The sequence below is a fragment of the Roseovarius sp. S88 genome (assembly GCF_037023735.1).
Lineage (GTDB): Bacteria > Pseudomonadota > Alphaproteobacteria > Rhodobacterales > Rhodobacteraceae > Roseovarius > Roseovarius phycicola.
This window is the reverse complement of sequence record NZ_CP146069.1, coordinates 3,249,527-3,262,666: the sequence shown is the minus strand read 5'-3', so window position 1 is coordinate 3,262,666 and position 13,140 is coordinate 3,249,527. Positions and strand designations below refer to the sequence as shown.

Below are 13,140 nucleotides of genomic sequence, written 5' to 3'. Positions count from 1 at the left end.
GCGTGGACTCGGCCAATTCGTCACGAAATCAAGCTCCGGTGAATGTCTTCAGCCGCGTCGCGCCCTTCGGCCACAGCTGTTACCGTCAGGTCATCGCCGCCTGCCGCGCAATCACCGCCCGCCCAGACACCAGGTACTGAGGTGCGTCCAGAGCCGGATACTGCGATTTTGCGCCCGTCAAGATCGGGAAGAGTGTCCCCAGTAAGTGTCTGGCCGATTGCCTTGAATACCTGACTGGCGGCAAGGCGGAAGGTCTGACCCGTGGGGGTCAGATCATCATTGGTGTACTCAAATTCGATCTCATGAACTGCGCCGTTGCCGTGCAAGGCGATGGGTGAAGCATTTGTAATGATCCGCACGCCTTTGGAGGCTGCAAGATCCTGTTCAAAGCGGCTGGCATTCATGCGGTCGCGGCCACGGCGATAGACAAGGGTGACATTGAGTGCGCCCAAGAGCTTGGCCTGCACAGCGGCGTCAATCGCGGTCATGCCACCGCCTATCACAACGACATCGCGTCCTATTGGTAGTTTGGACAAGTCCTTGGATTGTCTTAGACCCGAGATGAAATCGACAGCATCCTCCACACCTTCCTTACCTTCGTGATCAAGGCCAAGCGCATTTACGCCACCAAGACCAACTGCCAGAAATACGGCGTCGAAATCAGACTTCAATTGCTTTAGCGAAATGTCCTGGCCCAGCTCTTGACCTGCTTTGACAGATATGCCGCCGATCTGCAGAAGCCAGTCAACTTCACGTTCGGCAAAACTATCAATGGTCTTGTAAGCGGCGATGCCAAACTCATTCAGCCCGCCCAGTTTGGAACGTGCATCGTAAAGGGTCACGTCATGTCCGTGCATGGCCAACCTATGCGCGCAAGCAAGACCGGCAGGGCCCGCGCCAACGACGGCTACCCTTTTGCCCGTCGCGTCAGCGCGCGAGAACGGGTGCACGCCTTTTTCCATAACCGTATCGGTGGCATAGCGTTGCAGCCGACCGATCAAGACCGGCTTACCTTCGGCCGCCTCCCGCACACAGGCCTCTTCGCAGAGTGTTTCCGTCGGACAAACCCGCGCGCACATGCCGCCCAGAATATTTTGGCTCAAAATCGTTTCAGCGGCCGCTTCTGGGGTGCCGGTCGCGATTTGGCGGATGAAAAGTGGAATGTCGATATCGGTGGGACATGCCGTGATGCACGGAGCATCATGGCAAAAGTAACACCGATCGGCTGCGACTAAAGCTTCGTGCGCGTCAAGCGGAGGGTGCAAATCAGCAAAATTTTCGGCGTAGTTCTCGGACGCAAGGCGCCCTGATTGAATTCCGGGTATGAGCGTGTTGTCCGTCACGATCCGTCTCCCTGGCTTTAGCTTGGGTGTTGGATCAGTATCTCACAGGAAAAAATTTTATCAATTGGTAAATTTTTTGCATGCGCCCGAAGTTTTGCGTCATCTATTTGGATTGCTCATGTTCCAGCCGCTGTTGAGCAATCGCTTCATTGGCATCGGACTTTCGTTGATTGGCCAGACAGGTCTCAACATAGGTAAGGTGTGACATCACAGCCTCACGCGCCGCGCCCGGATCACGGGCTTGCAGGGCTGCATTGATGGCACCATGTTGATCCAGAAGAGTTTTTCGGCGATTGCCTTGCTGGAACATGATCTTACGATTGTAAAACACGCCGCTTTGCAGCAGTTGGAACATTGATCGCATCATATGCAACATGATCACGTTATGGCTTGCGTCCAGAATGGCCATGTGAAAATCCGCATCGAGCTTGGCTTCCGTCTCTGGATCGGATTTGGCGTGCGCCTTTTCCATTTTTGCGTGGATTGCGTCGATCACCTTGAGGTCTGTATCCGATGCCAGTCGTGCCGCGCGTTCGGCGGCCAGCCCTTCCATGTCCCTGCGAAACGCAATGTAGTCAAACACTGCCTCATCATGCGATGCAAAAAGCCCGATGAGCGCATCTGAAAAGGCGTTGCCCAAAACATCTGCAACAAAGATACCGGATCCTGCCTTGCTGGTCAGAAGCCCCTTATCTTGAAGGTCAGCTACCGCTTCGCGAAGGGACGGACGTGACACACCCAGTCGCTCGGCCAGTTCGCGTTCTGCCGGAAGACGTTCTCCGGGTCGCAAAATGCCGCGCAGGATCAGTTTTTCGATCTGGGCTGTGACCGCAGAGGACAGTTTTTCTGGAGTGACTTTTTTAAATGGCATGTCGCGCTCGCTTCAACTGGTCAAAATATATGACCAGATGTGCGGCGCGACAAGGCGGATGTTTGGGAATTGTGCGCGCGTGTCAGGTCCAGTTTTGAGATTGATCCGGCAGGAATGCTTCAACCGCTGCCGTGGCCACAACAATAGTGTCTCCGGTATCGGGGTTGACGATGTTCTGCCCGCCATACACGGCCTGAACTTTGGCACGTCCACGTGGCAGGTTTTGAGCCAAGGCGATGGTATCGATCTTGCTCGGCTCCTGCACGCCGATCGTCACCTGAACGCGCATATCTTTATGGCTGAGCCCAGTCGTCGCATACATTGGAATGGCCGACCGGCGGATGGCGCTTTCAATCGCGCGGGCCGCGGCCTTTTGGTAATCCATGCCATATTGGTCATTGCCCATGCCCATTTCGATGATGAACCTTTGATCGTTCATGACTTTGGCTCCAGCATCAGGCTGACGTTGATCGCCGCATTGGCAATCACGGTGGGAAGGCCAACAGGACGCGGAATATCCAACCCGCCTTTGACGGCGGTAACGCTGATCTGCCCGTAGGGAAAGACCGAAGCCAGCGTATCACAGTCCACCTGTTCAGGCTCTTGTACCGCAATCTCGACATCAATGATCATCGCCTCTTTGGGTTTGCCAAACAGTTCAGCGAGGTTGATCGAGTTGCGCCAGAGCGCGTCTTTCAGGGCGCGCTGAGCGGCGGAGGTATAGTCCTGGTGGCGCAGTGATGAACCGATGCCAAACTCGGTCAGTAGGCGGTGCTTGGGCATGAGGCTGGGTTCCTGGGTTTGACGTTCGGGCTTGAGTATTTGGGGAACAGTGAAAGTGCAAGTCAGTGCTGAAAGATCAGCGCAAGCCCCCCGACCAGAATCAAGCTTAGAGCCCAGACGACATCGAGGTTGAACCAGGATTTCGACAGAAATTTAAGGCCCAGCCAGTGATAGACACCCACGGCCAATGCGCCACCTGACAGGATCATTGCTGAGGTGTGGGCCAATGCAACCAGGATCGCGACAGTCAGCGTGCCACTGATGAGAGTGTCGGCTGCGGCATGGCCGGTGTTGGAGTCAATTGTGCTGCAAATGCCCAAGTAGATCGGCACCAGCATGAGCCCTGCTCCGTGCGCCATGGCAACAAGGAAAGACCAGAGTGTCAGTTTGGACGGAGGAACACGAGCCAAGAACCTCGGATGGCGGCGATTGATCAAAAGGTAGATGCCCAGAGCAATGACCAGTAGTGCGGCACTGATCTGAAGCTCGCGTTGCCATTCCACAAGCCAGATCAATGCCGAAAACGGAAAGAGAATGGCGGCCATAGCCATCAGGTGCCCCAAAGCCAGAGCGCCCAAAGCCTTGTAAAGGCTTGTGTATTTCTGCTCCATCAGGGCAGATGATACAGCCAGAGGCCATCCCATCCCCGGGTTGAGTCCGTGATAGATGCCAGAGGCAACAACGGCCCACCAAAGGGCCGCCGTCGTGTTTAGATCTCCCACGTCGTCAGACGGATGGGTAACAGAAGCTGTCGGTGGAACAGTCGCCGCCTTCAAGCCGGATTTGGTGACTGCGATACCCTTTCGGGAATTCGACATAGAAGTCTTTGTCGAGTTCCAGCCCGCCGTTTTCGCCCACATTGGCCATGACCATCTGGCCACCTTCATCGTCGGGATAGAACTGATCATCCCATGTCGAGTAAAGCGAGTTTGTCCAATAGACACGTTTGCCGTCGCGGCTGATTTCCACCATTTGCGGGCCATAGACAAAACCTTTGCCATTGGGGTGTTTGGCGCCGCGGGCGATGCCGCCCAGTTCAACTTTGCCCGCCAGTTTGGGATTCATCGGGTCGGAGACATCGTATTGATGCATCTCGCCCATGCCCCAGCAGGCAACATAAAGGAACCGGTCATCGAGTGAGAGGTCGATATCCGTAACCAGCGGTGGCACAGCCTCGAAACCCTGCAGAAGCGGCGGCAGGTTTTCCGCCTTTTCGGGACGTGGGTCAATGGTGATCGTCTTCTTGGCTTCAAATGTACCGTCGTCCTTCTGCCACCATGTGAAAATCGAGCCTTGCAGGTTGGTGGTGTCGACGACCACGCCGACGAAGCCGTGGGTCTTTGCCGGGTCGTGCGCGGGGCGGATTTCTAGAGCCATCTGGTGGTTTGCGCCCAGATCGATGGTTTGCACGTTCTTGCGCTCGCGCAGATTCCAGAAATGGATGACATGGCCATATTTGTTGCTCAGCAGATCCTCTGCGACGATGCCGCCTTCGAACTGAGGCGGCAGGGCCCATTCTGACGAAACCATATAGTCGCGTGGCAGGTTCCACCAAAAATCATAGTGTTTTTCCTGCGGGCCACGGTCCATCTCGTAACGGCCAAGGATTTCAAACGTCTCGCAGTCCAGAATGAAGATACCCGGAGGGCCGTCTGTCCCGTCTTTGCCGCCGCCGCCCAGAGTTGAGACGTAAATACCTTCCGGGCCGCAATGGATCGTATGGGGCCGGGAATAGCCCGTTTTCTCAAACACTTCTTCAGGCTCAATGACTTTATGGATCTTCGCCTTCAGAGGTTCTTTCACGTCGATCACGTAAATACGGCTGGAGCGGATGCCGGGGATGATCAAATAACGACGTTCGAGAAAAGCATGTCCTGTGAGTGGTGACAAAGCCGAAGAGCAGGCATTCCAGCCAAAGTGATGAAATTCATCGCCTTTGTTGGGCATGATGACCTGGTGGACGATCTGGGAATATGTCTTTGAACTTGGGTCCACATCCACAACGGCCAAGCCGTCGGGCTGGCTGCCATCGGGACTGAGCATGAGCGTAAAGGCAAGTTTTTCGGCGGGCGCTTCCATCGCCATCTTCGCCGTTGGATAAAATGTGGGGTCAGGTCTTAGGTTCATTTCAAATATCCTCCCATCGGCGCGAACATTGTTCTGGTTTTGCGCCGCTTGATGGGAAAAGGGTCTCATAGAATCAAATGTCAGACAATTAAAAATTTTGGTCACGCGATTGGTTTACTAAAGCGTATCCCGATAAACTTGGATCACAGATGATCGTAAAACACAGCGCGACACTCAATCGATGCGGGAGTTTGTGCAAAGGAGGAGTCATGACGTTTTCGCAACCGGTCCCGGCGCTGCCAGTCCATTCTGTTGTTGAGGCGCAGCACTACTACCAAGAGAAACTTGGTTTCGACATTGCTTGGCACAATGTGGAAGGCCGCATTGGGGCCGTGTCACACGGAACATGCGCTCTGTTTTTCCGCGAGGTCGACGGAGACGTTGCACCGTGTGTCCTCTGGGTTTTTGTTGCAGACGTGGATGACGCTTTTGCAGAGCTGTCAGACCGCGGTGCCGAGGTGGTCGAGTTTCCCGAAGACAAGCCCTGGGGTTTGCGGCAATTCACGGTTCGTGATCTGCACGGACATCTCTATCACTTTCATTGTGATCTGTAGTGACAAGAAGAAATCTTATCCTGCCGGGTTAGCCAACTTGTTGCCGGTGCCCCGTGCCGTCCCGGGTTTTGTGCGTGAGCCAAAGTGTTGCGACCAAAGAGATGACGGCGATTTGCCCGATCACAACCGCTGGCCAAACAAACCCGATTTGGGCGTCGAAGAATTTTTGTGGTCCAAATGAAACCAGAGCAGACAAGCCAGCCAAGATTGCGAAACTACGACCTGGTTGGTTTCGTGTTGGTCCAAGAATGAGGGCTACGGCAGCGAATGACAGCGAAACAGCTAAAAACGGAGCGATCGCAAAAGGCGCGACTGTCTCAGGTGGATGAGGGAATGTTCGCGAATAGAGCGAGAGCAACATGACAATTTGCAGAATGATCAAGGTTGAAAGAGCCGAGATGGCGTAGTTGTTCAGCTCATGTTTCATTGGAGCCTCCAAGGCGTAATTTAGTGTACGGTTGCAATATCCGTAATCATGTGTACGGATAGAGTCAACCATGTTCTGGAGGCGCCGATGAAAGAGAGCATTCGCGACAAGCGCGAAACTGAGATTGCCAAAGCCGCGTACGACGTCATCGAGAGCAAAGGGTATTCGGGAGCAAGCATGCTTTCGATTGCGCGAAAAGCACGGGCTTCGAACGAAACGCTCTACAACTGGTATGGCGATAAGACCGGCCTATTTCGAGCGCTGATTGTCAGAAATACATATGAGGTACGTGACCACTTAGAGAAGACGGCAAGGAAAAACCTGCCGCCATTGCAGGTTTTTCGGAAAACTGGACCTGTTCTTCTCACGATGCTGCTGGGTGACAGAGCAATCGCCCTAAACCGCGCAGCTGCCGCAGACACAACAGGCACGCTTGGTCAGGCGTTGGCAGATGCTGGCCGAGACACGGTGGCACCTTTGATTGGAGAGGTATTGCGCGCCGCTCGTTCAAATGGTGATCTTGCGTTTGAAGATCTGGAGGCGGCGTTGGAATCCTATATCGGTCTGCTTGTTGGTGATCTGCAAATCCGGCGCGTGACAGGTGCGCTAGGGCCTCTGTCGGAGACAGAAATCTCCAAGCGCTGCAAACAGGCGGAGGTTCACTTCCTTCGCCTTTTTGCCCCGGTGTCACACACTAAAACTCCACCCCGATCTGAGCTTTGATGCCGGAACGGAAGGGGTGTTTGATCAACTCCATTTCTGTGACCAAATCTGCGGTTTCGATCAGATCGTCCTTTGCATTGCGCCCAGTCAGGACCACATGGGTCATATGAGGTTTTTCAGTTTCAAGGAATGACACCACCTCATTCACATCAAGATAATCATAGCGTAGCGCTATGTTGATCTCGTCAAGCAAGACCATCTTGTTGCTTTCATCCTTGATCAGTTCTTTGGCCTTGGCCCATGCCGCCTGGGCCATTTCAGTGTCACGGGTTTTGTCCTGTGTTTCCCAGGTAAAGCCTTCGCCCATGGTGTGAAAGGCGCAGGTGTCAGAGAATTTTGACAAGATGAGGTCACGTTCACCTGTGGACATGCCGCCCTTGATGAATTGAACGACGGCGCATTTCATGTCATGGGCAATGCAGCGGAAGATCATCCCAAATGCGGCAGAGGATTTTCCCTTGCCCTTGCCGGTATGCACGATGATCAGACCTTTTTGGTCTGTCTTTGTGGCCATAATTTTATCACGCGCGGCCTTCTTCTTGGCCATCTTCATCGCGTGGCGGTCTGGATCGTCGGTCATGTTATGTCCTTTCCGGGCGTCTGTGTTGTCTTTGTGTTGAAGTCATTCAGGAGATTGGTCCTTTTGGCCTGTGCCACCAAATCCTGCTGTGCGGGGCAAGCTGTCATCCACATCGAACCAGGGCAGGCGCTCTTCAGCGTGCACGTGCTCAACGGGTCTGGCCATGGATGGGTCCTCCAACGAAACCGGGTAGAGGTGGATCACACCAGGATACCAATCGGCCTCGAAGGCCATTGGCGATCCGCATGTCTTGCAGAAATAACGCCGGGCGCCCGGTGTGTTTTCATAGATCGCCGGTGGGTCGCTCTTCCATCGGAACCGAGCTTGAGAGACCTCCATAAAGACCGTGGTCGGCGAGGATGTCGTGCGGCGGCAACTGTCGCAATGGCAATAGCCCACCCAGCCTGGTTCGCCGTCAAATTCATAGCGCACAGAGCGGCACAGGCAGCGTCCTGCATGGGTCATCTTGCATCTCCTTTCATAAAGGCCTCGATCCGCGCGCGCGCCGAATTGGAACGCGGCGTCCACAGATCCCGATCAATAGCCTCTTGCAGCCGCGCGGCAATCTCACGCAGGGCAGGTGCGTTGTGCTCAGCAATAAAGTCGCGTGTGTCTTCATCTTCCAGAAAGGCCGCTTCGACGAGGTCGAAATGGTGGCCCTTCACAGCCCCGGTTGTGGCGGCGAAAGCAAAGAGATAGTCGACTGTGGCGGCCATCTCGAACGCGCCTTTGTAGCCGTGGCGTTTCACGCCGTTGATCCATTTCGGGTTCACAACACGAGAGCGGACCACGCGGGCAATCTCATCATCCAGCGTACGAATGACCGGGCGTTCGGGTCGCGAATGGTCGTTGTGGTAAATTGGGCGATCTTGCCCCTGGAGGGTCGAGACGGCGGCGGCGGCCCCTCCTTCGAATTGGTAGTAGTCATCGCTATCGAGCAGGTCGTGTTCGCGATTGTCCTGGTTCTGGACGATAGCTTCGGTTTGGCTGAGACGAGCCTCAAATCCCGTGCGGTCGGGTCGGCCTTCGTCCTTTGCCCCATATGCGTAGCCGCCCCATGTCAGGTAAGCCTCGGCCAGGTCAGCCTTGTTGCCCCAGAGACGTTCGTCGATCATCGCCTGAAGCCCTGCACCATAGGCGCCCGGTTTTGCACCATAGATGCGTGATTGCGCCTCGCCGCGTTGTGCGCGGGCGGCAGCGGGGTTTTGATCTTCGACCTCATCTAGCGCTTGCACCGCGCGCGCCGCGCTGTCGAACAGCGCGATGAGCTGGGGGAACGCATCGCGAAAGAAGCCGGAGATGCGCAGCGTAACGTCAACACGAGGCCGGCCGAGTACGCCCTCGGGCAGGATTTCGAACCCGGTGACCCGCCTGTTGGCGGCGTCCCATTTGGGTTTCACGCCCATAAGAGCCATAGCCTGTGCGATGTCGTCGCCGCCGGTGCGCATATTGGCCGTGCCCCACGCGGTGATCAGCATTGTGCGAGGCCAGTCGCCATGGGTTTGCAGGTGTTTTTCGATCAAGAGGTTGGCCGATTTCCACCCCAGGGCCCAGGCCGTGGGAGTGGGCACGGCGCGGCTATCGACAGAAAAGAAATTGCGGCCCGTGGGCAGGGTATCGAGACGGCCTCGGGTTGGAGCGCCCGAGGGGCCGGGGGAAATGGCCTGACCACCCAGTGCTGTCAAAAGCGCGCGGACTTCGCTGGGGCCGCAATTGGCGATGTCGGGACGGATACGCTCGGTGATCTCGGTCAGGACCGCCGACGTTTCTGCCAGAGGCACTGTGCCGCGCCCTTCGCCCTGCAAGAGCGTTTGCGACAGCAGTTCAAGGCGTTCTACCGTGTCGCCATTGGAGCGCCACGGGTCATTGGACAGATTTGCAAGCGCGTTGGGCTTTTCGAGCGCAGTCGCGGCCATGTCGCAATCCAGCGGATCTATGGACAGTCCAAGATCGCGCGCCAGTGCGCGCAAGAGCGACGCATCCCGTCCGTTGCCATCGCCACGCGGCACACGCGCCAGAGCGATGGCCAGATCGCATTCCTGCTGGCCAGTGGGCGATTGGCCAAAAATGTGCAGGCCATCGCGAATTTGCGCCTCCTTCAACTCGCAGAGATAGGCGTCAAGCTTGGCCAAATCCCCATCTTCGTCCTCGCCTTTCATGCCGACATCCGCATCTAACCCGGTGGCGGATGTCAGGCTCAGTATCTCGCGTCGCAGATGGGCAATGCGACGCGGGTCAACCCCGGCGGCCTCGTAATATTCATCCACCAAAGCCTCGAGGTCGCGCAGCGGGCCATAGGTTTCAGCCCGCGTGAGTGGCGGTGTCAGGTGATCAACAATAACCGCTTGTGCCCGGCGTTTGGCTTGAGTGCCTTCGCCGGGGTCGTTGACGATAAAAGGATAGACATGCGGTGTGGGGCCAAAGATGGCTTCTGGCCAGCACGTTTCGCTGAGCGCCAGCGCCTTGCCTGGAAGCCATTCAAGATTGCCGTGTTTGCCCATATGCGCAACGGCGTGCGCGCCGAAATGGTGGCGGATCCAGACATAAAAGGCGAGATAGTTGTGCGGTGGGACAAGGTCCGGCGAATGATACGTGTCTGTTGGGTCGATATTGTAGCCGCGGGCGGGCTGAATACCGACGATGGCATTGCCAAAGGTCAGAATCGACAGTTTGAAGCCGGGCCCTGTGGCGCCGTCGGATGTGAGTATTTGAGGAACGATGAAAGGGTCTTGTTCGGGAGGACCCCAACGAGCGGTCATCTGGTCTTTGAGCGCCCAGGGCAGGGCGTTGAAATGGTCAAGATAGATGTCAAGCGGGAGAGTTTCGCCGCCCTCTTTGTCTGCCCTGTCTGTGAGCCAGTTGGTGGGGCCATCCAGGATGGCCTGCATCAGCGTGTCGCTGTCCTTTGGCGGATTTTCGATGCGGTAGCCCGCGTCGTTCAGGAGCGATAAGGCATGTACCGTGGCTGCTGGCGTGTCGAGGCCGACACCATTGGCCAGCCGGCCGTCTTTGTTGGGATAGTTGGCCAGCACCAGGGCAACTTTGCGGTCTTTGACTGGGGTTTGGCGCAGTTTCGTCCAGTTTTTGGTGAGCGCCGTGACGAATTCGATGCGGTCGCCTTGTGCGCGGTAGGTGGCGATGGGGCATTCTGTGGCCTCGTCGAAAAAGGCCTCGCCCTTAAAAGAGATCGCGCGGGACAGGATGCGGCCATCGACCTCGGGCAGAGCCACGTTCATGGCGATGTCGCGGGCGCTGAGGCCGGAGAGTCCTTCCGCCCATGCGTCTTCTGATGAGCCGGATAGAACGGTTTGGAACACCGGCGCGGCATTGGCCGAGGGCATGGCGAGAGGATTAGATGGGCTGTCCTCTCCGGTATGCGGCGAACCGACGGCAAAAGACGTGGCGTTGAGGATCACAGACGGCGGCGCGGCCTTAAACAGATGGTCCAACGTGGCAACAGAGACAGGGTCTTTCAGGGATGCCACGAAAATAGGCAAAGGATTTATGCCTGCACGCAAAAGCGACCGCGTCAGTCGATTGATCGGATTGAGCCCCGCGCCTTGCACCAACGCACGGTAGAAAATGATCGGCACAACTGCGGCATCTTGCGTCCATGCCGCTTGTGCGCTGGACAGATCGGCCAGCCCACTTCCTGGCCAATAGACGCCGGCGCGCAGAAGAGGGGCGGCGGCGGCTGGCGTGTCTGTCCCATCTAGCATCGCCTTGGCGTAGCTCAGGAAGTTAGCTGAGTTTTCAGGGCCGCCTTCGACGAGGTAAGCCCAAAGCGCATCATAGTGGTCATCTGCGACGGATGAGAGGCCACGCAGATCGGCGTCGGGTTTGTCGTCTCCGGGCAAAAGCGCCAAGGGAACGCTGGCCTCAGCGCAGCGGGCGGCAAATTGCTCTGCCCCGTAGGTCCAATATCCCACACCGCCCAGGACGCGGGCGATGACAAGACGGGATTTGGTGGCGCAGGCCTCCAGGTGCAAATCAACCGACATTGGGTGCTGCAGGTGCGTAAGATTGGCAAGCCGGAGCGTTGGAGGGGCCTCCAGTTCGGACCGCGCCTCTGACAGGGCTGCCAGTTCCGTGTCCGCAGCGGACAGAAACACCAGATCCGCCGGGGATTGACCAAGATCAACGGGGTCCTTGCCATCGTCGACAGCTCCTGGAGTGGCGGCGAGCAGGTGCATCAGCTCAGCGGCTTTTCCATGTAGACCGAAGTCTTGTTGGGTTCGTAATCACCAAATATGCCGCAACGCACAAAGCCGTTTCGCTCGTATAGACGGACGGCAGCTTCGAGCGGATCACCGGTTTCCAGCCGCAAGTGCGACAAGCCCAGCTCACGGGCCTGATCTTCGATCTGGCGCAACAGTGCGGCGGCCACGCCTTTGCCCCGTGCCTTTGGGTCAGTGAACATGGATTTCACCTCTCCATACGCACCCATGAGAGCCAGTGCCCCTGTGCCCAACGTGGTCTTCCCTTCTCGTGCTGCAAAAAAACGGATGTTGTCGGCGCAGAGCGCCTCAATGTCGAGGAAGTAGTTCTCTTCCGGCGGAAAGCTGGCCTGCATCAATGCGTGGCTGGCTTCCAACAACTGGCGAGGACCATCGGCACGTGGATCGGCGAGTTCAACGACAAGCATCGCTCAGCCCGGATCACGCGGCCAGCGCTTTTTCAATGGCAGCGCGATCCAGCCCGGCCTGCCCAATCACCACCAGGCGCGTCTGTCGTGCGTCACTGCCAAAGGGACGGTCGAAATAAGTGTCCAAGCGGGGGCCGACGGCCTGCAAGGTGAGGCGCATTGGTTTTCCCGATACCGCCGCAAAACCCTTGAGGCGCAGGATGTCATGTGTACGGATCACATCTGCGACCTGTTCGGCAAAAGCATTCGGGTCGCTGATCTCAGGCCGGGTGACGACAAACGATTCAAACGCATCGTGGTCGTGATCGTGGTGATGATGGTCATGGTCGTCATGGTGATCATCGTCATGATGATGGTGGTGGTGATGCTCGTGACGGGCGTCCATGTCGGCCTCAGCACCAATCCCTTGTCCCAGCAGCACATCCACGGGCAACGCGCCCATGGTGGATTTTACAACCTGCACGCCCTCCCGACTATCAGAGCGCAGTTGGCCCACAAGCGTATCGGCTTCGGCCTGATCAAGAAGGTCGGATTTGTTCACGACGATCAAATCAGCACAGGCGACCTGATCCTCAAAAAGCTCTGAAAGTGGCGTTTCATGGTCCAGGTTTTCGTCCTGTGCACGCTGAGCATCCACCGCCGCCACGTCATGGGCAAAGCGCCCTTCGGAGACGGCCTTGCCATCGACCACGGTCACAACGCCGTCCACAGTCACACGCGTGGAAATCTCTGGCCAGTTGAAGGCACGCACCAAGGGTTGAGGCAGCGCCAGCCCGGAGGTTTCGATCACGATGTGATCGGGGGCATCGGGGCGGTCGAGCAACTTTTCCAGCGTTGGGATGAAATCCTCGGCCACTGTGCAGCAGATACAGCCATTGGACAGCTCCATCACGTCTTCTTCAGCACAGCCCTCGATGCCGCAGCCCTTGAGAATGCCACCATCAACTCCAAGGTCGCCGAACTCATTGATGATAAGCGCGATGCGGCGGCCATTGGCATTTTCCAGCACGTGACGGATCAAGGTTGTTTTGCCAGCTCCCAGAAAGCCAGTGACGACGGTGGCGGGAATTTTGGACTGCATGATGCT

The 13,140-nt window shown here is 56.8% G+C and carries 14 protein-coding genes; 2 read left to right on the top strand and 12 right to left on the bottom strand.

Features of this window, described 5'->3' with window-relative positions; translation table 11 throughout:
- Positions 1-20 precede the first annotated feature (20 nt).
- From RZ517_RS16530 to RZ517_RS16505, 6 genes are all read right to left on the bottom strand, one after another.
- Positions 21-1,343, bottom strand: coding sequence for an NAD(P)-dependent oxidoreductase (locus RZ517_RS16530; protein ID WP_338549228.1), 1,323 nt, complete (start codon positions 1,341-1,343; stop codon positions 21-23).
- Positions 1,344-1,446: 103 nt separating this feature from the next.
- Positions 1,447-2,214 carry an FCD domain-containing protein gene (locus RZ517_RS16525; RefSeq protein WP_338549227.1) on the bottom strand — a complete coding sequence of 256 codons (768 nt, stop codon included), beginning with the start codon at positions 2,212-2,214 and terminating at the stop codon, positions 1,447-1,449.
- An 82-nt stretch (positions 2,215-2,296) separates the two neighbouring features.
- The gene (locus tag RZ517_RS16520; RefSeq protein ID WP_338549226.1) at positions 2,297-2,653 is read right to left on the bottom strand and encodes a Lin0512 family protein; all 357 of its coding nucleotides are present in this window, start codon (positions 2,651-2,653) and stop codon (positions 2,297-2,299) included.
- Positions 2,650-2,997, bottom strand: a complete 348-nt coding sequence (locus tag RZ517_RS16515) for a Lin0512 family protein (RefSeq protein ID WP_338549225.1) — start codon at positions 2,995-2,997, stop codon at positions 2,650-2,652. Before RZ517_RS16515 ends, RZ517_RS16520 begins: the two co-directional genes overlap by 4 nt.
- A 62-nt stretch (positions 2,998-3,059) precedes the next feature.
- A complete protein-coding gene (locus RZ517_RS16510) occupies positions 3,060-3,719 on the bottom strand; it encodes a hypothetical protein (protein ID WP_338549224.1) in 660 nt (219 codons plus the stop codon).
- A 4-nt stretch (positions 3,720-3,723) separates the two neighbouring features.
- Positions 3,724-5,124: a selenium-binding protein SBP56-related protein gene (locus tag RZ517_RS16505; protein WP_338549223.1), complete on the bottom strand. Its 1,401-nt coding sequence runs from the start codon at positions 5,122-5,124 to the stop codon at positions 3,724-3,726.
- A 209-nt stretch (positions 5,125-5,333) separates the two neighbouring features.
- On the opposite strand from RZ517_RS16505, the gene RZ517_RS16500 reads away from it, so the two are divergent.
- Positions 5,334-5,678: a VOC family protein gene (locus tag RZ517_RS16500; protein ID WP_338549222.1), complete on the top strand. Its 345-nt coding sequence runs from the start codon at positions 5,334-5,336 to the stop codon at positions 5,676-5,678.
- A gap of 28 nt (positions 5,679-5,706) precedes the next feature.
- Here RZ517_RS16500 and RZ517_RS16495 read toward each other — a convergent pair whose 3' ends face one another.
- Entirely contained in the window at positions 5,707-6,105 is a 399-nt protein-coding gene (locus RZ517_RS16495) for a hypothetical protein (RefSeq protein WP_338549221.1), read from the bottom strand.
- A gap of 87 nt (positions 6,106-6,192) precedes the next feature.
- Here RZ517_RS16495 and RZ517_RS16490 point away from each other — a divergent pair, with 87 nt between their 5' ends.
- Complete coding sequence (locus RZ517_RS16490) at positions 6,193-6,828, top strand: TetR/AcrR family transcriptional regulator (protein WP_338549220.1); 636 nt, start codon at positions 6,193-6,195, stop codon at positions 6,826-6,828.
- Here RZ517_RS16490 and cobO read toward each other — a convergent pair.
- The 5 genes from cobO to cobW are packed head-to-tail and all read right to left on the bottom strand — an operon-like array spanning position 6,800 to position 13,134.
- Positions 6,800-7,408 (bottom strand): cob(I)yrinic acid a,c-diamide adenosyltransferase, encoded by a 609-nt coding sequence (gene cobO / locus RZ517_RS16485; RefSeq protein WP_338549219.1) that lies wholly within the window; start codon positions 7,406-7,408, stop codon positions 6,800-6,802. The two genes, RZ517_RS16490 and cobO, sit on opposite strands and share 29 nt — an antisense overlap.
- A gap of 42 nt (positions 7,409-7,450) precedes the next feature.
- A complete protein-coding gene (locus RZ517_RS16480; RefSeq protein WP_338549218.1) occupies positions 7,451-7,873 on the bottom strand; it encodes a GFA family protein in 423 nt (140 codons plus the stop codon).
- Positions 7,870-11,601 (bottom strand): cobaltochelatase subunit CobN, encoded by a 3,732-nt coding sequence (gene cobN, locus RZ517_RS16475; RefSeq protein ID WP_338549217.1) that lies wholly within the window; start codon positions 11,599-11,601, stop codon positions 7,870-7,872. Before cobN ends, RZ517_RS16480 begins: the two co-directional genes overlap by 4 nt.
- Positions 11,601-12,053, bottom strand: coding sequence for a GNAT family N-acetyltransferase (locus tag RZ517_RS16470; protein WP_338549216.1), 453 nt, complete (start codon positions 12,051-12,053; stop codon positions 11,601-11,603). The genes cobN and RZ517_RS16470 overlap by 1 nt, the downstream gene beginning before the upstream one ends.
- A 13-nt stretch (positions 12,054-12,066) precedes the next feature.
- Positions 12,067-13,134 (bottom strand): cobalamin biosynthesis protein CobW, encoded by a 1,068-nt coding sequence (cobW, locus tag RZ517_RS16465; RefSeq protein ID WP_338549215.1) that lies wholly within the window; start codon positions 13,132-13,134, stop codon positions 12,067-12,069.
- Positions 13,135-13,140: the final 6 nt, after the last annotated feature.